The 22,650-nt window shown below is 54.3% G+C and carries 19 protein-coding genes; 4 read left to right on the top strand and 15 right to left on the bottom strand.

Going from position 1 to position 22,650, the window contains the following annotated elements; genetic code table 11:
* Positions 1–119: 119 nt before the first annotated feature.
* Positions 120–641 (top strand): hypothetical protein, encoded by a 522-nt coding sequence (locus EDM60_RS19350; RefSeq protein ID WP_122965409.1) that lies wholly within the window; start codon positions 120–122, stop codon positions 639–641.
* A gap of 9 nt (positions 642–650) precedes the next feature.
* On the top strand, positions 651–1,058 hold the full coding sequence (locus EDM60_RS19345) for a hypothetical protein (RefSeq protein ID WP_122965408.1): 408 nt from the start codon (positions 651–653) through the stop codon (positions 1,056–1,058).
* Between the two features lie 53 nt (positions 1,059–1,111).
* Here the strand turns inward: EDM60_RS19345 and EDM60_RS19340 are convergent, their stop codons facing one another.
* The 3 genes from EDM60_RS19340 to EDM60_RS19330 form a co-directional block, all read right to left on the bottom strand.
* Positions 1,112–2,377, bottom strand: a complete 1,266-nt coding sequence (locus EDM60_RS19340; RefSeq protein WP_122965407.1) for a hypothetical protein — start codon at positions 2,375–2,377, stop codon at positions 1,112–1,114.
* A 178-nt stretch (positions 2,378–2,555) separates the two neighbouring features.
* Positions 2,556–3,890 carry a hypothetical protein gene (locus EDM60_RS19335; protein WP_167470341.1) on the bottom strand — a complete coding sequence of 445 codons (1,335 nt, stop codon included), beginning with the start codon at positions 3,888–3,890 and terminating at the stop codon, positions 2,556–2,558.
* A 193-nt stretch (positions 3,891–4,083) separates the two neighbouring features.
* Complete coding sequence (locus tag EDM60_RS19330; RefSeq protein WP_122965406.1) at positions 4,084–4,668, bottom strand: LOG family protein; 585 nt, start codon at positions 4,666–4,668, stop codon at positions 4,084–4,086.
* 95 nt (positions 4,669–4,763) lie between these two features.
* Between EDM60_RS19330 and EDM60_RS19325 the strand changes: the two genes are divergently transcribed.
* The gene (locus tag EDM60_RS19325; RefSeq protein ID WP_122965405.1) at positions 4,764–5,084 is read left to right on the top strand and encodes a MazG nucleotide pyrophosphohydrolase domain-containing protein; all 321 of its coding nucleotides are present in this window, start codon (positions 4,764–4,766) and stop codon (positions 5,082–5,084) included.
* A gap of 89 nt (positions 5,085–5,173) precedes the next feature.
* Here the strand turns inward: EDM60_RS19325 and EDM60_RS19320 are convergent, their stop codons facing one another.
* Positions 5,174–6,538: an aspartate aminotransferase family protein gene (locus tag EDM60_RS19320; RefSeq protein ID WP_122965404.1), complete on the bottom strand. Its 1,365-nt coding sequence runs from the start codon at positions 6,536–6,538 to the stop codon at positions 5,174–5,176.
* A 14-nt stretch (positions 6,539–6,552) separates the two neighbouring features.
* On the bottom strand, positions 6,553–8,061 hold the full coding sequence (locus EDM60_RS19315) for a CoA-acylating methylmalonate-semialdehyde dehydrogenase (RefSeq protein WP_122965403.1): 1,509 nt from the start codon (positions 8,059–8,061) through the stop codon (positions 6,553–6,555).
* A gap of 171 nt (positions 8,062–8,232) precedes the next feature.
* Here EDM60_RS19315 and EDM60_RS19310 point away from each other — a divergent pair, with 171 nt between their 5' ends.
* Positions 8,233–9,879, top strand: a complete 1,647-nt coding sequence (locus EDM60_RS19310; RefSeq protein ID WP_122965402.1) for a PucR family transcriptional regulator — start codon at positions 8,233–8,235, stop codon at positions 9,877–9,879.
* A gap of 48 nt (positions 9,880–9,927) precedes the next feature.
* Here EDM60_RS19310 and EDM60_RS19305 read toward each other — a convergent pair whose 3' ends face one another.
* The 10 genes from EDM60_RS19305 to parC all read right to left on the bottom strand — a co-directional run bounded on the left by EDM60_RS19305 (position 9,928) and on the right by parC (position 22,650).
* The gene (locus EDM60_RS19305; protein ID WP_122965495.1) at positions 9,928–12,180 is read right to left on the bottom strand and encodes a S8 family serine peptidase; all 2,253 of its coding nucleotides are present in this window, start codon (positions 12,178–12,180) and stop codon (positions 9,928–9,930) included.
* Between the two features lie 143 nt (positions 12,181–12,323).
* Complete coding sequence (locus tag EDM60_RS19300) at positions 12,324–14,732, bottom strand: AAA family ATPase (RefSeq protein ID WP_122965401.1); 2,409 nt, start codon at positions 14,730–14,732, stop codon at positions 12,324–12,326.
* Between the two features lie 85 nt (positions 14,733–14,817).
* Positions 14,818–15,993, bottom strand: a complete 1,176-nt coding sequence (locus EDM60_RS19295) for an MFS transporter (RefSeq protein WP_122965400.1) — start codon at positions 15,991–15,993, stop codon at positions 14,818–14,820.
* Positions 15,994–16,070: 77 nt separating this feature from the next.
* Positions 16,071–16,586, bottom strand: a complete 516-nt coding sequence (locus EDM60_RS19290) for a MarR family transcriptional regulator (protein ID WP_233454132.1) — start codon at positions 16,584–16,586, stop codon at positions 16,071–16,073.
* Positions 16,587–16,688: 102 nt separating this feature from the next.
* A complete protein-coding gene (locus EDM60_RS19285; RefSeq protein WP_063228527.1) occupies positions 16,689–16,892 on the bottom strand; it encodes a hypothetical protein in 204 nt (67 codons plus the stop codon).
* A 53-nt stretch (positions 16,893–16,945) separates the two neighbouring features.
* On the bottom strand, positions 16,946–17,986 hold the full coding sequence (locus EDM60_RS19280; RefSeq protein ID WP_122965399.1) for a Gfo/Idh/MocA family protein: 1,041 nt from the start codon (positions 17,984–17,986) through the stop codon (positions 16,946–16,948).
* 114 nt (positions 17,987–18,100) lie between these two features.
* On the bottom strand, positions 18,101–18,781 hold the full coding sequence (locus EDM60_RS19275) for a metallophosphoesterase family protein (RefSeq protein WP_122965398.1): 681 nt from the start codon (positions 18,779–18,781) through the stop codon (positions 18,101–18,103).
* 155 nt (positions 18,782–18,936) lie between these two features.
* The gene (locus tag EDM60_RS19270; protein WP_122965397.1) at positions 18,937–19,584 is read right to left on the bottom strand and encodes a nitroreductase family protein; all 648 of its coding nucleotides are present in this window, start codon (positions 19,582–19,584) and stop codon (positions 18,937–18,939) included.
* A gap of 186 nt (positions 19,585–19,770) precedes the next feature.
* Positions 19,771–20,097, bottom strand: coding sequence for a hypothetical protein (locus EDM60_RS19265; protein ID WP_122965396.1), 327 nt, complete (start codon positions 20,095–20,097; stop codon positions 19,771–19,773).
* Between the two features lie 6 nt (positions 20,098–20,103).
* Positions 20,104–22,650 carry a DNA topoisomerase IV subunit A gene (gene parC, locus EDM60_RS19260; protein ID WP_122965395.1) on the bottom strand — a complete coding sequence of 849 codons (2,547 nt, stop codon included), beginning with the start codon at positions 22,648–22,650 and terminating at the stop codon, positions 20,104–20,106.

Raw genomic sequence — 22,650 nt, 5'->3', positions numbered from 1 at the left:
TGATTGTTTCATTTCACGGCAGCATATGTTTGCGATGCAATCATTTCGCTCGCGCAGTCATGAATGATTTCAGCAGCGAATAGGCTAACAATAACCACGGCGGCAAAGGAGTTTGTCAGATGAGGGACTACGCCCAAAAAATCGAGCAGACCAAAAAACAAATCGCCGAGCTGCACGCCCTGCTTGCCGAGCTGGAACAGGAACAGCACGCCTATCTGGAGCAGCTGGAACAGCGGAAAACGTATTTGTCCTCGCGGGAAATTCTCGACCTGCTGAACCAAAAGCAGGGGCGCTACGGCAGCATGGCCTCCATCAAGCGCTGGTCGGACAACGGCTACTTGGGAGAAGGCGTCGATGAACGGGAAGCTTTTCCCCTGCTCGCGAGCAAGCAAGGGAACAAACGCTTTCTGTATCCGCGCGAAGCCGTGCTGGCGTTTTTAGATGAAAAAGGACTGCTTGCCCCTGCGTATGATGTTTTGGACCGCGTGCAGCTCCGCCAGGCCAATCGGGACTTTTGCTGGGCATTGGTCACGGCTGTCTCGCGCCATGATCTTCGCTTTTTTTACCAAGTTCAATTGGAAACAACGGGAGAAGTCGTGCCGGCAGTACCGGAAGAAGAGTTGTTTCTCCCTCTCCCGTAAGGAGGCACTATGGAACTGGCCGTCATCATGCTGGAAAATACCGTGGACAATCAGGCGTTTTCCCGGCAAATACGCGACTTTCACAAAAAAAAGGGGCAGCCCCTCGCCATTCGTTTCAGCGAAGAACTGACCCATATTATTTTGGAAGCACCGTGCCTGTACATACCCGACCCGAAGCAGCTTGATCCGCGCACCATTCTGGATGGGACGATCCGCCAGGTCGCCAGCCATGGAGAAATCCATCCCCGCCACAAAGGAAAGACCGTCAATCTCCACCTCGATTCCGAGCTGGTTGCCGAACTGGAGCAAATTCGCGCGCTCGTCAGCAGCAAAACCCAGCAGGAAGTGATTCGCGAGCTGTTCGTGCGGGGCATGCGCTCCTACCTCGCGGAACAAGAAGAGGACCGAAACGAATGAAGCAACGCTCGCCTTGCCAGCTCCTGCGCAGCTTCGCGCAACGGGAGGTGGCTTTATTTTTTCCAAGTGAAGAAAATGCGCTCACCCGCGATTTGGTACGTGACGGTGTACAACTTTTTCGCTTCTGTCCCCACTTCAAAGACGATTTCTTTTTTCGTTGTGTTTATGCGGGTTTGGTTGATATCAAAAACCGTGAAGGGCACGCCCGGCTGCTTGTCCATCGCGACGATAACACTGTTCTTTTGCGCAGGAACGTGGTACGCGCCAACACCCAGCATCGTGTCGTACAAAATCCAGTTATTGTCGAGCCAGGTGAGCTTATTGACAAAATGTCCCGGATACAACTGGGCGAGTGGCTGGTAATCCTTATTGTAAAAACGAATGTTCGTCGAACTGTACAACCCTTCCGAATCGGGCACCGCGATCGTTTTTTGATCGGGCGAGGCAATTCCTTCGCTCTTCGCTCGTGCCACGTTGGCTTTTTCCAGCTCGATTCGCTCTTTTTCCGCCAAAAAGAGCGCGTCTTCCGCTGAAATCGTCACATGCGGCAGCTTCGCCAAGGCAGGCAGCTCGCTTTTCGCCGGAAAATTGCTGTAAATCGTCAAAGTCCCATCCTCCGGGGCGCCGTCATAGGCGATTCCTCTGGACGGATACTCCCAGGCGTACGTGCCGATCCCGTGCAGATGATAGGTGAAATCTGGCTGGCCCCAGGCGGCAAAGATGGAAAATGACCCGGAATTGGCCGGCTCTGCGAGCTTTTCGCCGTATTCTTGCAAATGTCTTGCCATATCAAGGATCGCCCGGGTGTCTGTGAGAGGATCGCGACGGTAGAGCGAAAAAGCTTTGACCTTTTCCCCGGCAAACGTCACAAACAAATAGTAATTCGGATACGCGTAACCGATCAGCTCTTGCTTCTGTTGCGAGAATAGTGGAGTTCCCAGCTTGCGCAAAAGCTCCTTTTTCGCAGTTTGGACGGTAATGCCCGGGACGATCTCTCCCGTGAACGCAGAGTCAGCCAGCACTCCGAATGCACGCTCGTTTTCGTCCCACTTGACGGCTACGCCCTTTTGAAAATATTCATATCCGTCAAATGTTTTGACTGGCTGTCCAAGCTGTCTGCGCAAAGTATCTCGCTGCCACTTGCCCGTCTGCAAAAAACCGAGCAGCGAAGTCTGGGACAGCTCCTGTACGGCTTGGGCGTGCATCCCTTGACTCGAATCCGCCTGTTGCCAGCTAGGAGCCACACTGTAGGCGGCGGCTGACACTGTTGCTGACAGGCATACGCTAGAAACCAAGGCAATCATATATTTCACAATCACGGTACTCTCTCCCCGTTTCCCTCTTGCCGGATGTTTGTCTTTTCCAGTTTACCAAATGGTTCCACTTTTCGGTGAGGCAAATTGCTTCGCAAGCCGAAAACAGGACAGCAACAGGAAAAAGCCTTGCTCCCGCGTACGGAAAACAAGGCTTTTGGACGAAAAGCGATCGCGATGGACTTTACTTCGATTCGCCGTGCAAGTAATTGAAGAACGGCTGGTCTACCCAAAACTTGTACGTCTCGACATTCAGTTTGTCGCTGAGCTTTTTCAAGCCGGCAACCACTTTTGCCGACTCCTCGTTCAAGGAGAACGTCTGGACGACGTAGCGACCTTCTTTGATCACGTTGTTCGTAATTACCGGATAATCGGCAAGCTCCGTGCGGGAATGGTAGAGCGGCTGCCACCAGGATGCTGCCAAGAGCCCGGTCGTGTCTTCCTGATCCCGTTTGGCGTATTTCAGCACGAGCGGCTGGAAGCGCTCTTTCTCAGCCTCGCTCGCAAACTCAAAGCTCAAATCGTATTCTTTCGCATAAGCGATGAAATTGCCGTTTTCGATCTGGACCACTTGATAATCATCTGTCTGCGTCGGCTCTCCCCACTCTTTCAAGTAGATAAAAGCAGACGTTTTCGGCTCAAACTGGATTTTCGCGTCGATGCCCTCGCTCTTGAGCAAGCCGATCAGTTGAATCGCATGAGTCAAGTCGCTATGCCCGTACGTGATTGTGCGCGCCGGATCAAAATGCGGGTCGAATGCCGCATCTTTCAAGTTGTAGCCTGTGTACAGATTTTGCTTCAAGCCCGTATCAATGAGCTTTTGCAGCTCCCCTGCCTTGATAATCGACGATTCGCTCCAGGCTTGCGCCAGCTTGCCGTAAATGCCCGACTCCTGCACAGTCCCGAGATAGTTCTTGTAGTCGCCGTGGAACTCTACCACTTTCGCCAGCAGCTCTACCGCCAATTCAGTTGTCGTATCGCCTTCGGCCTTGATTGCTGCCAAGGTGTTTGCCGATACAAGCCCGGTATCAATTGCTGCGGCTACTTCCTGTGCCGCTTGCAGCGAAACCGCTCCGCCTTTTTGGTAGGCAAGACCTGCTTCCTTCCAGGCAGATGCTACCTTGTCCTCGCTGTATGTGTAAGCAAGCTCAGCCAATCCCGCTGCCTTGACAGAGGCACTGATCGCTTCCCAGGCAGCGATTTTCGTTGCTCCCGCCTTCGCTTCCGGAACATAAGCTTTGGCGAGCGCTTCTTTTTCCGTTATACTTTGAGTAGCGGCCACAACTTTCGCCAGCGCTTGGGAAAATTGGCTGCGCGATACTGTTTTGTCAATAGAAATGCCATATTGCTGGGCAAGATAGCTGGCGTATTCGGCTTTGGCTGTTGCAGCCACCGTTTCTTTTGCCAATACGGCAACAGGTTGATTCGCTTGCGCTGCTCCGGCTGCTTGCGGAAGCACCAGTGCAGAAAGCAGTACCGCTGTGGCGGAAAGCTGGAGCCATTTGTTTGTTTTGATCATGACCGTTCCTCCTTATGTATGAAGCAGAAACATATAATGACTATTCCTATATGTTCACTTGGATATATGATCATTTACATTATCACTTGCTCTTACTTTGTGTCAACGCTTTTTCGTTTAATGAAAATGATTTTATCAGAAAAGCAAAGCAGTTCGCCCTTTTGAAACAGCGAACTGCTTTTTTATATGGCGGCTACTCTTCAGTCAGCTCTGACCATTTGTTTCCTTTGACAGGCGGCTTGTAATCGCGCAGACGATCGAGCAACACGGCCGGATCGCTCTCGCACACGACCAACTCTCCCTGCATCTGCGGGATGAAGCCTGTCTCGGTAGCGTGCCGCACCAGTTCCATCAGCGGAGTGTAGTAGCCGTCGACATTCAGAAGACCAATCGGCTTGCTGTGAATCCCGATCTGCCCCCAGCTCACCACTTCAAAAATTTCTTCAAACGTTCCGTAGCCGCCCGGCAAGGCGATAAAGCCATCGGACAAGTCGTTCATTTTCGCTTTTCGCTCGTGCATGGATACAACTTCATGCAGTTCGGTCAGACCCGTATGTACGATCTCACCGCGAAACAATCCTGTCGGCATGACGCCAATCGCGCTCCCTCCTGCCGAGAGAACCGTATTCGCCACTCGCCCCATCAGTCCCATGTTGGAGCCACCGTATACCAGTTCAAGCTCTCGTTTGACCAGTTCTTTGCCCAATGCTTCTGCGTACTCGGCAAAAGCCGGGTTTACTCCCGGGTTGGAACCTGCAAAAACACAGATACGTTTCATGTCATCCTCCTAGACCAATCAAAGTTGTGTGGCTGCGAGCACCACTTTTTGGTGTATAGTACAATTATACAAAAATCTAGAAGGGACAGATACGTTTGAATATCACGGAATTTCAGAAATGGGTAGGAGATTTTTACGAGGAGCGCGGTTGGACGCAGTACGGGCCGTTTATTCGCGTCGGCTTCCTGATGGAAGAAGCAGGCGAGCTTGCCCGCGCGGTACGGGCGATTGAAATCGGCAGGGATCGGCCGGACGAAGGGGAAAAAGCGGCGCATGAAGCGCGTCAGGAGTTGGTCGAGGAACTGGGGGATGTGCTCGGTAACTTGATCCTGCTCGCCAACCAGTACGAGATTCCGTTTGAAGAGATTCTCGATGCCCATAAAGCCAAGCTGCAAAAACGGTACGACCAAAAATAGCATCACAGCAAGCCGCACCTGGCCGCTCACGAAAGCGGAACGCCGGGTGCGGCTGCTTTTTTCTCTCTAGTACGCTATATAGACCGCTCCTACTCCAACGTATCGAAAGCTTCTTTCATGACGCGGGCAATAAAGTCGATGTCCTCGCTAGTCGTGGAAAACGGCGGAGACAGGGTGAGCACGTTGTTGAAGCCTGGAATCGTGTCGCCGTTGCGGCCGATGATGAGTCCGCGCTTTTTGCATTCGCCGATCACCTGTGTGAGCTTCGCCGGTGCGGCAGGCTCTTTTGTTTTGCGATCCTCCACCAGCTCGATCCCCATCAGGAAGCCGAAGCTGCGAATGTCGCCGACGTAAGGATGATCCGCGAGAAACGCCAGCTTGGCCCGCAGTTCCGCTCCCAACTGTTCCGAACGCTCGACCAGTTTTTCCTCTTCCAAAATTTCGAGGTTTTTCAACGCGAGCGCACAGGCGGCCGGATTGCCGCCAAACGTGTTGACATGGCGGAAGTGCGCATTATTGCCCTGCTCGTTGAACTTGTCGGCGATGTCCGCCCGCACGGCTGTTGCCGACAGAGGCAAGTACGCGCTCGTAATTCCTTTTGCCATCGTGACGATGTCCGGCTTGATGCCGAAGTTTTGATGGCCAAAATGTTTGCCGGAGCGGCCAAACCCGCAAATGACCTCATCGACGATCATCAGGACGCCGTACTTGTCGCAAATCTCCCGCACCTTCGGCATGTACTCCGGTGACGGGACGAGCACTCCCCCGCCCGTAATCGTCGGCTCCATAATCACCGCAGCCACTGTTTTCTCGCCTTCCCAGTTGATCACCTGATCGAAATACTGGGCGCATTCCAGATTGCACTTGCCGTACGATTTTCCCGCTGGACAGCGATAACAGTACGGCGGCGGAACGTGCAAAAATCCTGGTGCGAGCGGCTCGTACTTTTCCTTGCGCACTGCTTGGCCTGTCGCTGCCAGCGCCCCCATCGTGTTGCCGTGGTAAGCGCGGTGGCGCGAAATGAACTTGTAGCGCCCTGGTTCTCCGTTCTGGTGATGGTACTGGCGCGCGATTTTGAATGCGACTTCGTTCGCCTCCGATCCGCTGTTGGAAAAGAAGACGCGATACTCTTCCCCCAGCCACTCGCTGACTTTTTCCGCGAGCCGGATCGCTGGCACATGGCTTTGCGTCAGCGGGAAATAGGCGAGCTGCTTCAACTGCTCATAGGCGGCGTCTGCCAGCTCCTTGCGCCCGTAGCCGACGTTGACACACCACAGGCCCGACATGCCATCCAGGTAGCGATTGCCGTCAATATCGGTGATCCAGGAGCCTTGGGCGCCTGTCACGATCATCGGGTTCGGATTGTAGGGCGACATGTGGTGCCACATGTGCTCGCGGTCTGACGCAAGCAGGCTGTCCTTGTCGTACTCTTGCAACTGTTGATCTTGCTCCATCGCGAAAGCCCCCTTTATTTGACGAACACTTTTTGCGAGCCGATGCTTGTATCGCCATCTTCAAACCATCTGGAGGTGACCGTCTTTTTCTTGGTGAAGAACATGACGCCGTCCTTGCCGTTTGCGTGGAGATCTCCGTAAAACGATTCTTTCCAGCCCGAGAAGGCGAAAAAGCCCATAGGCGCGGGCACGCCGACATTGACGCCGACCATCCCTGCTTCCACCCGCTGCACAAATTCTCTGCCCCATTTTCCGTTGTTCGTGTAAATCGTCGCCCCGTTGCCGAAGCGGGAACGGCTGATCGTCGCCAATCCTTCTTCAAAGTTGCTCACGCGCATGACACTGAGCACAGGCGCAAAAATTTCGTCGCGCACGATGACCATTTCCGCATCCGCCTGGTCAAAAATGGTCGGGCCGAGGAAATAGCCGCTCCCTTGTTGTTTCGCATCCTCCCGTCCGTCTCGCACCAACGCTGCCCCGGATTCCACTCCCTTTTCGATGTAGCTGTGGACTTTGGACAAATGCGCGTCACGGATGACCGGACCGAGATCGACGCCTGCCTCAAGACCGTTGCCCATCTTCAGCGCATTGGATTCTTCGATCAGATGCGCCACCAGTTCGTCGGCGATTTCCTCCACAGCGACCACGGCACTCGCCGCCATGCATCGCTCGCCAGCGCAACCGAACGCCGAGCTGACGATCGTTTTCGCCGCCCGCTTCAAGTCGGTGTCCGGCATGACCAAATGGTGATTTTTCGCGCCCGCCAGCGCCTGCACGCGTTTGCCGTGAGCCGCCGCCGTTTTGTACACGTACTCCGCTACAGGCTGCGAGCCGACGAAGGAGATGGCCTTCACATCAGGATGCTCCAACAAGCCGTTGACGACATCGTGAGCGCCGTGAACGACGTTGAATACGCCGTCCGGCAAGCCTGCTTCTTTCAGCAATTCGGCAATGCGGATACAGGACAGCGGAGTGCGCTCCGAAGGTTTGAGAACGAACGTATTGCCCGCCGTAATCGCGATTGGATACATCCACATCGGAACCATCACCGGGAAGTTGAACGGTGTAATCCCGCCGACGACACCGAGCGGGAAGCGGATCGACTGGCTGTCAATGTTGGCCGCGATGTTCGGCAGCGTCTCGCCCATCAGCAAGGTCGGCATCCCGCAGGCAAACTCGACCATTTCCAGCCCGCGCAACAGCTCTGCCTGCGACTCCGGCAAATTTTTGCCGTTCTCCAGCGTGATCATCCGTGCCAGCTCGTCCTCGTGCTTCATCAACAGACTGTGGAAGCGGAACATGATCCTCGCCCGATCGACTACAGGAGTTGCGCTCCAGCCTACGAAAGCTTCCTTCGCAGCGGCAACGGCCTTGTCCACGTCTTCCTTCGTCGACAGCGGTACGCGGGAAAGCAGTTCACCTGTCGCCGGATTGGGCACATCCTCAAAACGGGTTGCCTGCGACTCCACCCATTGCCCTCCTACGTAGTTTTTCAATGGATTTCCAACAGCGGCTGTGTTCATCCTTTCAACTCCTTACGCTCATTTGTTTGACAATTCCATTTTATCCAAAAATAAAGCTTGTCATCACTAGACAAAACGCTAAGCATTCGGTAGCATTCATCATACATAGTGTCAATTGTCCGTTCGGAAAAAGGCTCTCTTCACGTAGACGGGCAGGAAAAGGAGAAGCACATGAGCAATGACTGGCGCTTGACGATCACAGAAGCAATCAAACGCCCGCTGTTTCAGCACGCAGAAGTGGTCGCGGGCCACCGCGGACTGGCTCGTCCGGTTCGCTGGGTGCATGTCCTGGAAACAGCAGATACGGGACAGTTTCTCAATGGCGGCGAACTCATCCTCTCGACAGGGCTTGGTTTTGGCGGGGCAAAAGAGAAGCGGCTTGCCTATTTGGCTGAATTGATTCGGCGCAAAGCATCCGGGCTGTGCATCGAGCTTGGCGAATACATCCCGGCGATTCCCGCTGACATGCTGGAAATGGCGGATCATCACGAGTTTCCGCTGATCATCTTCCATCAGCCCGTGCGCTTTGTCGATATTACCCAAGACTTGCACGAGCATTTGATCAATCGCCAGATGCAGGCTTTGCGTGATCTGGAGGCGTATTCCCGAGGCTTGCAGCAGCTCAGCCTCCAGGCGGCAAGCATCCCCAAGCTGCTCCAGCATTTTCAGGCGGCCGTGCAAACCCAGGTGTTGTTTTACTCGCCGGATGTCGCGGCCCAGTACGTTCCCGTTTTGCCCCATGCCGTCCAGGTAGAGATGAACGAGCTGATGGCATCGCTTTTTGCCGAAGAGGACACCCGTGATGCCAGCGTCCGCTTCCACCCGTTATCCATGACCAAGCAGCTCGTCTACCAGCCGGTTATGGCAATGGGGCATTTGCTCGCCTATGTAGGCGTCATTTTGTACGAGCGGGATGCGGACGAGTACATGCTGCTTGCGCTCGACAACACCGTCTCCGCCATGGCCCAGTTTTTTATGCGAAAAATGTTTGCCGAAGAACAAGCCCGGGTGATGGAAAACCGACTGTTCGACGATCTGATCGCCGATCGGCCGATGACAGAAGATCATATGCGTACACTCCTTGGGTTGTCGGGAAGCGTGAAAACAGTGAGCTACCATACGTTGATCGTCTCCTGCGAAAAATCGGAACCAGCCGCAGAAGGCGCCCTCCCGCCGCACGAATTGACCGCGATATACCGTTCGCTGTTGACGCGCCAAGGCTTTTTGCCGTTCATCCGCTGTATGGGCCACCGCTTTTATTTTTTGCTGATCGAACCGAAGCCGCGGGCAGATTCCCGGCGGGCATTGGAAAAGGCGTGGGCTGACTTGAAGCGGATCGCCGTACAAATGCTCGGAGCAGACACCCAAATTCGCTGCGGGATCGGGCGCGTGGGCAAGCGTTTGTCCGATGCGGGACGACATCTGGCGGAAGCGGAGCAGGCGCTCACCTTCCAGCGCGACTCTAGCAGCCCGTTTTTTTCCGATCTGGGGTTGTTTCGCCTGCTGTTTCACATTCCGGCCGAGCCTGTCCTGGACCATTTCATCACCGATTACCTCGGCCCGCTGCTTGCGCACGACGAAAAGCATGGATCAGCACTGACCCAGACGCTGCACGTCTATTTGAATGCCAATCTGTCCAAGCAGGCGGCCGCCGAGCAATTGTTCATCCATCGGCAAACGCTGTATCATCGCCTGGAAAAAATCGCGGAGTTGATCGGAGACGATTTCGCTTCGCCTGAGCGTCGTCTCTGTCTGGAAATCGCCCTGCACGCACAGCAATGGCTGCAAAAAGAAGACAAAGCTCTGCCTCGGTACTAGCGCAGAGCTTTGTCCTTTTCTGTTCCTTTTCCTGATCGCTGGGCTAACCTACCGCTTCTTCTTTTTTCCTGGATAGCTGATGTTCATCTGAAACTTCGCTTCTTTGCCATCCGCAAGCTCGACGCGAATCTTGAACAAGCCGGACTTTGGCAACGACACCGTCAGCTTTTCCGGGTTATCTGTTCCTGTTGCAGCGGCCAATTCCTCCCGCGTGTTGTTGTCGTACACGTACACATTCACATCGGCTTCCTCATCCCATTGCGCAGACACGTCCAGTTCGCCCGCGTTATAGGTGCGAATCGTAAATTCCTTGTAGGGCGTTTTCTTGCCGAGTGTCCCTTTTTTCAGTTCGCTCTTGACTTCGTAGTTATCGCCATTCCCTGTCTCGCCATCATCGTCGCCGCCGTCATTGTCAGCTTTTGCCCATTTTCCCGTCGTCGCCAGAGCGTATGGCTGCGGACCTTTCGGAATGTTGTAGCCTTCCACGGTCACCGTGTACGTCCCTTTTTCCGGTTCCACAATCCACACTTGTTCCACGTTGTTGAGGTTGTCGACCTGATCGTCATAAGGCGCTTCGAAAAAGTCGTTTCCGTTCAGGCGCTCGCCGCTTGGCGTAGTGACCTTGAGGTTCAAATCGTTGACAAGCGTGCGCCGGGCGGCAAAAGACGCGGGATAGTCTGTCCAGGCAAGCGTGATGGCAAGCGGCTTGGAGCTGTCCGTCACCTTGATCGCATACTCGGCTTTTTCTCTCGTTCGCAGCCCGTCTTGTACATCCTTGTAATTCGTCTGGATCGCTTCTTGCAGATTGGCACGGCCAAAGCCTTGCAAGCGCATGTCTTCTCCCAAATCATCTGCGCTGGCCAACAGTATGGCCTTGAGCAACGCTCCGCTTGGCTCTTTTTCCCCCTGCTCGTCCAGGTACTGGCGAATTTGCGCGACACCGCCCGCCAAAATCGGGGTCGCCATGCTCGTCCCGCTCATGTAGGCATAATAATCGTTGAAGCGCTTGTCAAAATTTTTGCTCGGAGCAAGCGAAGACCTGGTCGACAAGATGGATGTCCCTGGCGCTACGATATCCGGTTTCAGGCGTCCGTCTGCTGTCAGGCCGCGACTGCTTTCTTCCCACACTTCGTCTTGATTGTCGGAATGCTCGCCCAAGCTGGGACGAACACTCTCGCTCGCCCCGACTGCAATGACGTTTTTCGCCGTGGCAGGACTGCCGATCGTTTGATAGCCTGCCAGCCCCTTGTTTCCGGCAGCGATCAATGCCGTCATGTCGGGATGCTCCCACAAGAAGCGATCGAACAGAAACGAGCTTAAACTGTAATCCCCGTTGTCATTCGCTCCCCATGAGTCGGAGTGAATCCGCGCTCCGTCGGCATACGCCTCCTGCAAAATCGTTTCCACGTCCGTCACCAGGTTGCCGCTGCGATCCTGAATCGAATGAAAGACAAGCTTGGCCCCGGGAGCCATTCCTTTATATTGCTGATCCGAAGCTTCTCCCGTTCCGAGCAGCGCGCCAGCTACGTGCGTCCCATGCCCGTGCCGATCGCTCGCATCGTCTGGTCGTCCAAGCGCGTACAAGCTTTTCACCTGGCCGGAAAAATCCGGGTGCATGGAGCTGAGCTTGCCTGTATCAAGCCCGGTATCCGCTACGCCGACGATCTGCCCTTTTCCTGTATATCCTGTCGAGTACAGCTCATCCGCATGAATGATGCTGGCCGCGATGTCGTTGTGCAGCTCGTTTTGCGGCACCGGAACGATCGCGATCACATCCTCTGACTCGATGACCTGCCCAATCGCGTCCTCGTTCATCGTAGCGATCGAAATATGCGGCGCGTCCTCTGGCGTGGCAAGCCCTGCCATATCGGCGTCATCGGCTAAACGGCTTACTGTTCGCACCATGTCGACGTTTTGGTCAAAACCGATCACCGCCACCTCTACCGCCTTGTCTTTTTCCAGCGAGGAGCGCAGCTGCGGTGCCAGTTTGGCTTTCGGCTGAAACGGAATCACTTTTTTCACGAAGGAAAGCTGCTCGATTTCTTCTTGCTGCTCTTCGTCTGCAAGCTTTGCCAGGAAAGCGTAGTCCGGTATGTAATCGCCCAATGTCGCTCCCATATCTGTCAGCTTCTCTTTCCACTCTTCACGGACAGGGCCTGACAGCTGGATGATGACGAGTTCGGACGCGCTCTTTTTGGTTGACGTTTTCTCGATCGCCAGCCCCTCTTTGGCTTCGATCTCAATATTGCCCCGTCTCTCCCCTTCTTGTCTGGCCGCCGCTGGCAAACTGGTCAGCAGCATCGTTACGGCGATGGTAGTAGATAGTGTAGCATGCCATTTCTTTTGCAACGAAAAAACACCCTTCCCCTCATGGCTTGTATTACCATTATACGGGATCGGGTGAATTGTCAAAAGAGTAGGAAGACAGATGTGTGGGACAAAACCTAGTCTTTTGTCCCGGTTTCTTCTGATTGCAAGGTCAGAAGCGGTTCGAAGTCACTCCACGACAGCGTCGCGAGCAACTTTTCATCCCAGGCTTCCCGCGGAATACTCGTGAGTCGCATCGCCTGGTTTTGGATCGCTTCCTGCAAAAGATTGTAGCTCAACCGTCCGTTTCCTTGCAGCATCTGCTTCTGCTCGGCTGTTTCCAGACTTTGCGCAATCGCTGCAACGGCGTTCGCCTCGATCACATAGCCTGCCTGCTGTGCCGCCTGTTGCAAGATGCAGACCAGCTCCGCCACCGAGTAGTCGGCAAAGTGAATGTACTTTTTAAAGCGGGACACAAGCCCGGGATTGCTCAGCAGAAGGCCGCTCATCTCTTGCGGATAGCCCGCCAGCACTACGACGAGGTTTTCCGCGTGCCGCGTCATTTCTTCCACGAGCGTGTGAATCGCTTCCTGACCGAAGTCTTGCTGGCTGCTCCCGAGCAAGGCGTACGCCTCGTCGATAAACAGGACACCGCCCAATGCTTCACGCACTTTTCTGCGAGTGAGAGCGGCGGTCTGTCCGACGAATCCCGCGACCAAATCGGCTCGGCTCACGGTGACCAGGTGGCCGCGCTTCAAATACCCGACCTCCTGCAAAATTTGCGCGTACAACTGGGCGACGGTCGTTTTGCCCGTACCCGGATTGCCCGTAAATACAGCGTGCAGTTCGATCGCGCTCTTGGGCAAGCCTCTTGCCGAGCGCTCCTGCTGCACCGCGACGTACGCCGCGATTTTTTTCAACTCGGATTTCACCTGATCGAGTCCGATTAACGCCTGAAGCTTTGCCTCCGCAGGCTTTTCCGCCTGGGGCGCAGCCAGCTCGCGGACATCCTCCGGGCGCAAAATCGTGAAATCGTCCCATTGCAAAGCTTTGCCCGCCGTGGCTCGTCCTTTGGCAAAAATCGCATCCAGGACGAGGCTGGTGACCGTTCTGGCGTTGCCGAATGTGTCGTCCACTTGCGCTTTCTCGATTCGCTCGCGCAAGGCCAGTTTGGCGGCATCCGTCAAGGTAAAATCGTTGCGCGCCGCCACCGCATCGGCAATTTGCACCAGCTCGTCCGCCGAGTAATCCGGCAAAACGAAGTGGCCTGTCTGGGGAAAACGGCTGTACAAACCGGGATTGGCGTACAAAAAGTGCCGCATTTCTTCCGGGTAGCCAGCGAGCATGACGACAAAGCGCCCGGCGTACTCCCCACTCGTCATGGCGGCTACCAGCGTGTCGATCGCATTTTGCCCGTAGTCGCTGCCCGAGCTGTCCGGCCGCTTCAAGCTGTATGCTTCATCAATAAACAGGACGCCGCCGTCTGCCTGCTTGATCGCATCCATCACCCGCTGTTCCGTCTGGCCGACATAGCCGCCGACCAGATGGGAGCGATCTACTTCAATCAGCTGTCCCTTGGCCAAAAGCCCCAGCTCATGGTACAGGCGGGCAATCAAGCGCGCCAATGTCGTCTTTCCGGTGCCAGGATTGCCCATGAGCACGAGATGCAACGGGAGCTGGTCGTGCATGTGCCAGCCTTTTTGCTCGCGAAGCTGGCGATATTGCAAAAACTGGGCCAACTGGCGCACGCGCTGTTTGATCTCGTCCAGACCGATCAAACTCTCCAACTGCTCCAATGCCGTCCGTTTGTCCTGGTCCTCGCTGGTCGGCCCGTCATGCGCCAGCTCGCTATCTTCCTCTGGCAGCAACTGCTCTTTTTCCTGCGCTTGCTGGTTGAGGGCGCGAATCGTCTCTTGCAGTTGCGTAAGCAGCTCGGCGGAAAAAAAGACGCCGGAGAGCGAGGCTCCATAAGCTTGCACGCGCGCAAGCAGCTCTTCCAGCAGCATCTGTCGCCTGTCGTACAGGGCGACCATCGCTTCCGCCAACGCCGTCGTCCGCTCGTCTGCGAGCATGTTGGCTACGCGAAGCGCTGCTTTGGCCATCGCCTGCCAGTTGCCGATGTCGTCTTGGGCCTGAAGCGCCTTATCTACGAGCACTTCCACCGCCCGCCTTTTGGCGACTACATTGTCCGTCTCCCGCAAGGTCGGAAACGCTGTCTCCAGTTCATGACTGCGCAACTGCAGCAAGAAAAGCCGTAGCTGGGCACCGAGCGCATACGGATCGTTCGGTTGCAACGCCAAAGCCCGGTCCAGCCACTCCTGCGCCATGGCTGTTCCGCCTTTTTTCATCATGCGCAAGATTGACAGTCTGGCAAGAACAGCGGCTTCTGCCTGATCAAGCTGCTCTTCGGAATGAATGGTGCGACTTTCTTCTATTTTTTGCAAAAGGGCCAGGCATTCGCCCTCGGTAAACGTTTGAATACATACGGGGTTGTCAAACGCGCGCTCCCTGTCAGGTTGCCGCTCTCGCTCATGTTGTTGCTGCATGTTTTGGTTCCTCCCGCTCTTCTGTGTCAATCTTTGTTGTAGCACATTTACTGGAGGAAGAAAAGGATATCGCCAAAACTCGCTTTTACACGCTTCGGTTTGCCGCTGCTGCGCCGATCTGCTTTTTCGCAAGCAAAGTCGCCAGCACGAGCAAAATGCCTGCACCGCCAAATTCGAGGAAAGCACCGCCTGCGCCGTACAAGGCTGCTCCAGCAATCGGCCCAACGGCCATTCCCAGGTAGCGGATCAAATTGTAGACGCCGATTGCCGTTGCCCGTTCCTGTTCATACACTTCCGAAAGCAGAGTCGTATGCACAGGCATCCCGATCCCGAGCGCAAAGGCAAACAACGCGCTGCTTGCCACGAGCAACGGCAGGGACACGTTCGCTGTCACCATGAGGAAAAAAGTAGCCACAGCGTGCATTCCCGCCGTCCAAAGGAGTGCTTTTCGCGATCCCCACCTCTTCTGCAAGCGAATCGCCTGTTTGCTGCTGAACATGAAGACGACAGAGGCGAGCAAATAGAGCAAGCCGATTTTGTCGGCAGACAAGTGATAGTAGCTTGTCAACTGCACAGGGATAAACAGCAAGAAGCAGTAGTACGTAAACATCTGTGAAAAGCCAAGCAAGATCACGGACAAACCAGTCGGTTGCCGGCATACAGCGAGATAGCCGCTCAGTTGAAACCGTCTGGAGCTAGACTGACTGCTTTTCGTTTCCGGCAGCAAAAGTCCGTTTCCAGCGAGCAGCAGCACAGCCGTAGCCGCCAAAAATGCAAACACCGCCGTATGTCCGCCTGCTCCGCCAATCCAGCCGCCGAGCAGTGGCCCGATTGCTGGACCGATTGCCAGCATCATTTGATACGTTCCCATGGCACTCGCTCTGTCGCTGCCCTCAAACAGGTCGCCAATCATCGTCGCCGCGACAATCGGAATCGCTGCGAAACCGATCCCTTGCAGCGCCCGAAAGACGAGCAACGTATCAATCGAATCTGCCAGATAGCAACCGATGGAAGCGAGCGCGTACAACACGAGCGCCGGAATCAAGATTTTTTTCCGGCCATACTGATCCACGAGCGGACCGTAGACAATTTGCATAACCGCCAGCATGACCGTAAACAGCGAAATCGTCAGGTTGACGAGAAACGCGCTCGTCTGAAACTCTTGTTGCATCGCTGGCAGGATCGGCATGAACAAATTTTGCGCGAACGTACCGAACAAAATGGTGATCCCGAGCAGCATTAATACTTTTTTAGCGTTCATCTTTCAGCTTCACCTCATCATTTTTGTGTCCAAGGAAACAATATTCCGAAATAATAAGGGAGATGCTCTCTCCCTCGCTAGTCCTCTGTCCAGTTCTTTTGCAGTTGCTCCGTCGCCTCGCCAATAAACCGGGAGACAAAAGCCAACTCTTCCTTGCTGTACCGATCCAAAAAGCGAATCATGTCGTTCTCCAGCTTCGCGTGAAAGCTGTCGTGTATCGAGTTGACCAACTCGCCTACTTTTGTCAGCCGAAAAAAAACTTCTTTTTGGTTGTCTTCCAACTGATAGCGCTCCAGCAAGCCTTTTTTCAACAGCTTCACCGTGATTTTGGATATGGCGCTTTTGGTCACCCCGATTTTTTGGGCAATCGTCGTCACGTTCACCCGTGCGTTGCTGCCGATTTCGGAAATGACGTGCAGTTCGGTTATCGATAGGCTGTCCAAATGCTGGTAATCAGGGATGCTGCTGCGGATTTTCGCAAGCAGTAAGGACTCGCGCCGTTTGCTGCGATCCTCCTGTTTATGTAGCAGAGTCAGCCACTGATTCCAAATTTTCGTTTTCTGATCCAATTCAGCGGTCAGCTCCTTTGTCATGCATTTGGTTTCCAAGGAAACAATATTACTGTATCACGTTCTGCGGCGGCTGACAAGAAAAAACCGCAGTCCGCTGAATAGGCGGCTGCGTTTTGCCCGGTTTTACCCTTTTACATTGCCCAGCTCCACGTCTGCGGCAAAATGCGCCTGGGCAGACTCCAGCACTTCGCCTTCCGAACCTGCCGAGATTTTATAGTTTGCGACTACATTTTTGCCATTGCGCACTTGAACGTTGTACTGGGAATCCCCATCATATGTGCATTCGCACTGATAATGCTTGCCATTGACCTGAATGTTTCCTTCCATGTGATCACACCTCCCCTTCTAGTGTGACCAGCCATGTGTGCTCTCATTCCCTGTCACGTCTCCAAGCGGACACTTCTCCCCGTGGCAGCCGACTCCATCGCCGCCTCGACAATGCGCAGCGCAGCCAATCCGTCCTCGCCTGTGGCGATCGGCGCTTGTCCCGTGCGGATGGCTTCGACAAAAGCATCGATCACGCCGCTCGCCGTCTGGTTGTCGTTCGTTTGCATCGCCCCGAGCTGATAGAGCACTCGCTGTCCATCCGCCTTGATGATCTCCAGGTCTTTTTCAGGCTCGGCAAAAATTTTCATGATACCCCGCTCGCCGTACAAGATCGTGCTGTTGTCTTCATCGCCATAATAGCTCCAGCTAAAAGATGCCGTCCCGATCGCACCCGATTTGGTTCTGAGCAGGCACGACATATGATCGCAAACCTCGATCGGCTGTCCGTGTTCATCCTTTTTGTCCAAAACGCCGGAAAAAGCGCTAATCTCCGCAATCTCGTCCTGGAGCAAATACCGGAGCAGATCGACTTTATGGATGCCCAAATCACCTACAACGCCAAACGCGGAGCGGGCTTTTTTGAAAAACCACGTTCCGTTTGTCCCGTTGGCGCTCCAATGTTCAGGGCCTTGATGACCAAAGCTTGTTTTGAACGACAAAATGTTTCCCAACTCCCCGGCTTCAATCAGCTGCCGCGCTTTGGCATGCGCACTGACCAGGCGCTGGTTGTGGTCAATCATCAACACTTTGCCCGACTTGTTCGCTGCTGCGAGTATTTGCTTCGCCCCTGCGATTGTCGTCGCAATCGGCTTTTCACACAGCACATGCTTGCCCGCCAAAAGCGCCTGTGTCGTAATCAGATGGTGCATTTCGTTGGTTGAACAATCACTGATCGCGTCGATTTCAGGATGTCGTACGACTTCTTCCCAGCTCCCCGCTACTTGTCCGCCGTATTTGTCTGCCAGCTTCCTCGCCCGGTCTGGATTCGGATCGTAGACAAGCAAAATGTCCGTGTAAGGATTTTGCCGATATTCGGGAGCATGGCGGTGATTGGCAATGGAACCGCAACCGATAATGCCGACTTTTAAGGTCAATGCTTATTCTCCCTTCATATTTATCTTAATATTCTCATTATACAGACGATCACAAACAAAGAAAAGACGGTCCCTGGTCTTGTCCCTGACAGGTATGCCGTCTCTTTTTCTTGACTACTCGACCGAGTACACCTTGCGACTCGGCAGCTCCAGGCAATGCAAGCGCCCGCCAAAAACAGCGCCGCCATCAATTCCGATGATGTTGTTGTCCCCGAAGTAAACATCGTGTTTTCCGTGCAAATTTTCCGTCGGGGTATGCCCGAATACAACCGTCTTTTCCCCGCGATAGCCTTTGTGGAACTCATCGCGAATCCACATCAGCTTGTACGGGTCTGTTTCCGCCACCGGAGTCTCGGGATGCACGCCTCCGTGGACGAAAATATAATCGTCTGTCTCAAAAAAGCAGCGCAGTCCTCCGAGAAAATCGAGATGCTCCTGTACTTCTGGCGTCACTTCCAACGCTTCGGGTGCGCCAGATTCGGTAGCAGCGCCTGCGTGACCGTAGCTCGCCAGCGTAGCTTGAGCGCCATTGCGGAACCAGCGTTCGATAAAAACAGGGTCTTGCTCAAACGATTTCACCATCATATGGTCATGGTTGCCCATCAGGACAACTGCTCCTTGTTCGTGAAGCTGTTTCACTTTTGCGACCACTTCTCGCGATTTGGGGCCGCGATCCACGTAATCCCCGAGCAAAATCAGCTGATCGTTTTGCGCATCGTAATTCACAAGCTCCATCAGCGACTCCAGCTTGTCCAGTTCCCCATGTATATCGCTGATTGCCAAAATCCGTTTCATGCTAACCCTTCTTTCTTCTGTCTGTAAGGTTGTTGCTTGTCCTGTTTCATTGTACGCCCCCTCCTGCCCGATTTCTACCCCGACAGGAAGATTGCCTGATCAAAAAACAAACAGTCACGGTTCATAGACCAGTGACTGTCGTACCACACACTTGCTTATTTACTTGGCATCTCATTCCAGAACGTAATGGCATCTACGTCTAGCCGGGTAGTCGGATGTCCAGGCTGTGCCGCTTTTCCTACGGCGATCAGCATGACCGTTTCGTAGCGATCCGAGATTTGGAACGCCTCTTTGAACAATTCGTCGTTGTATCCGCCCATCGGAACGGTGTCATACCCGCGAGCTTTGGCAACGAGCATGAATTGCATCGCGACCAGTCCGCCATCTACAAGCGCAATTTCTTTCAGCACGCTGCGCTCGCGGTTTTCGTAACGGCGGTTGATGTTGGCGATCATGGTTGCTTTCGCTTCTTCTGTCATGTAGCCGGTGTCGATTGCTTTCTGGTAAATTTGCTCCGCCTGCTTGTAGCCCTCGTAGTCGCCAAGTACGGCGATCACTGCGGCAGCTTCGACGACCTGCTTTTGATTGAAGGCAATCGGGAGCAGCTTTTCTTTCAGCTCCTGCTCGTCGATGATCAGAAAACGCCAAGGTTGAAGATTCGAGCTGGATGGCGCCAATGTCGCTTCGGCCAGCATCTCTTTCAACTCGTCGCGGGAAATTTTGACGGATGCGTCGTAATGACGTACCGATCTGCGTTCGCGAATGACATCCGCAAAAGCTTTTTGGTTCATCGTTTGTTCCATCTGCTTGCTCCTCCAATCAGTAAGTAACTAACATTTTGAAACAAAAAGAAACGTGCTCAAACTGTACCATACATGCCAAGTTTTTGGCAATCCTTGCAACTGTAAAAAAACGCTTTGGCACCGCCCTTCCCCTGCGCGGGTGCATGAGCATGTGCCAAAGCGTCCTTTAAAGCCATCCTGATTCGGTTAAACCGGAGAAAACGCGGACAAAACCGCAGGCTGCTTCACGGTTTCGCCAGTAGGCAATTCAACGATAAGAGCTCCAGCGTCCGCATCCTCGCCCGCTTCCCAGCGGAGAGCAAACGGCTTGCGCGAAAAAGCATCGTCCTCGTCCAAACTCGCCAGCATCTGCCGCAGTGTATCTGCCGTAACGGGCACTGGCACGCTCGGCCCTTCCTCTTGCGGAAGGGAAAGCAGCTTGGGCGCTTCTTCAAAATACTGAACCGTGTCGAGCAGAAGAGAGACTTGCTGCCAGCTCAACGGTGATACAAACGATTCAAACGGAGTTGCCATTTTCCATCATTCCTTCTCTTCGCCAAGATCGAACAAACTGACAGGAGCACCTGTCGCCTTTTGCTGCGAGCTTGCGGATTCTCCCTCTCCAGAGCCTTTTGCGGTCGGCTCCTCTTTTGGTTCATCAGTTGGCAAAACGGTTTCAAAGACAACCGCTTTGACGCCGCCTTCCACGACGACGCGGCCAATTCCGCCCTGCTCGTTCACGATCACCTGGCTCGCGTCCACTGGCACCCACTCGTTTTGCGCCGTCCAGGCGTACACGGTTTCCTCCAGGTAAATCGCCGTCAGCTGGTGCGGATGGTTTTTGCGCTTGCGAATCAACTGCACGCCTTTGCCAGCACGTCCTTGCAGCGGCATGGCGGCAATCGCTGTCCGCTTCACTACGCCTTCCTCTGTCAACAGCGTAAACGCTCGGCTGTCTTCCAGCTCAGTCGGCAGCATCGTCACGACTTCATCTCCCGCTGCGAGTGTAATCGCTTTTACGCCGCTGGAAGCGCGACCTGTCGCCCCGACTTCTGCCTGCAAGAAGCGAATCCCCATCCCGTCGCGGGTTGCCCCCAAAATCCCGCCAGCTTCCGCCGTTACGAATACATGGACAAATTCGTCATCTTCTGATTTCAGCTTGGCAGCCACGAGTGCGCTCGAACGATTGGTTTCATATTCGGACAGCGCGGTCTTTTTGATCAAGCCGTTTTTGCTGACATGGTACACAAACAACGGCTGCTTGAAGTTCTCGACGATGGTGAATCCGACGATCCGCTGATTTTTTTCCAGCGGGATGACGTTGACCAGAGCAGAGCCGATATCTTTCCACTTGTCGTCCGGGAAAGCATTGACGAGTGTGGCGAAATACTTGCCGTCCTGCGTGAAAAACAGGGCCGTATGGGACGTGTTCGTCTCCACGAAGTAGCGAACCTTATCCCCGTCCTTCACTCCGCACGTCTCCAGAGTTCCCCCGACCGACTTGAAGGAACGCGGGCTTGTCCGCTTGATGTACCCTTCGTTCGTGAGGGTGACGATGCAATCTTCTGCATTGATCTGCATGGCGATATCGATTTTGATTTCCTCGATTTCGCCCTGGATTTCCGTCAGGCGCTCTTCCGCGTACTTTTTCTTGATCTCGTTCAACTCGCCTGTAATGACCTGAATCAGCCTTTTCTCGCTGGCAAGAATCGCTTTCAGCTCCTCGATTTCTTTCGCCAGGGTCGCCAGCTCTTTTTCCAGCTTGACGATATCGAGGCGGGTCAAGGAAGCGAGCTGGATGCTCAGGATCGCGTCTGCCTGCTCATCCGAGAAGCCGTACTTCTCCATGATGTTTTTCTTGGCGTCGGCACGGTCTTCGGAATCCATGATCGTGTCGACGATCTCGCGCAAAATCGACTTGGCGCGAATCAGCCCTTGCACGATATGCTCGCGCTTCGACTTGCGCTCCAAATCGTACTCGCAGCGCTTTGTCACGACTTCCTTCTGGTGATCGACGTACGCCTTGAGCAGTCCTTTGAGTCCCATCTGGTGGATGGTTCCCTCGTGAATCACGTTCATGTTGTAGTTGTAGTAAATTTGCAGGTCAGTATTTTTGTACAAGTAATTCAAAATCGCCTGCTCGTCCGCTTCCTTGCGAATATCGACGACGATGCGGACTTTGTTCATCTCCGCTTCTTTGCGCCCCGTCTCATCGCGAACAGCCAGCGCGCCCTCGATTTTGCGGTCCATGACCAGCTCGTCAATTTGCCCGACCAGCTTGGACTTGACCACCTCGTAAGGAATTTCCGAGACGACGATTTTCTTCACCTTGCCGCCTTTTGGCTCCTCCACATGCGTCTTGGCGCGGATGATGAATTGGCCGCGGCCTGTTTCAAACGCCTTGCGGATTCCCGACAGACCTTGCACGATGCCTCCCGTCGGAAAATCCGGCCCTTTGACGTGCTTCATCAGCTCGTCGAGCGAGATGTCCGGATTTTTCATCTGGGCAATCGCCGCGTCGATCACTTCCCCCAGATTGTGGGTCGGAATGTCCGTGGCAAAGCCGACAGCAATCCCGGAAGCGCCGTTCACCAAAAGGTTGGGAAAACGCGAAGGCAATACAGCCGGCTGCTGTGCCGAGTTGTCGTAGTTCGGGATGAAGGTGACAGTATCTTTTTCAATATCGCGCAAAAGCTCGTTGGCGAGTGCGGACAAGCGGGACTCCGTGTAACGCATCGCTGCTGGCGGGTCGGCGTCCAGACTGCCGAAGTTCCCGTGTCCCTGAATGAGCACCTGACGCATTTTCCACCATTGGGCCATGCGCACCATCGTCTCGTAAATCGCCGAGTCGCCGTGCGGGTGATATGTACCCATCACGTACCCGACTGTTTTCGCCGATTTCCGGTACGGCTTGTCATTCGTATTGCCCTCTTGGTACATCGCGTACAAAATCCGGCGCTGTACAGGCTTCAGACCGTCGCGGGCGTCCGGGATCGCGCGGGAGAGAATGACCAGGTTGGCATAGTCTCCGAACCGCTTCCCCATGATCTCCGCGAAGCTCTGGTTAATGATCTGATTGGACAACAT

This window comes from Brevibacillus parabrevis (assembly GCF_003710905.1).
GTDB lineage: Bacteria > Bacillota > Bacilli > Brevibacillales > Brevibacillaceae > Brevibacillus > Brevibacillus parabrevis.
The sequence above is the reverse complement of the archived record's forward strand: the minus strand, read 5'-3'. Positions and strand labels throughout refer to the sequence as shown.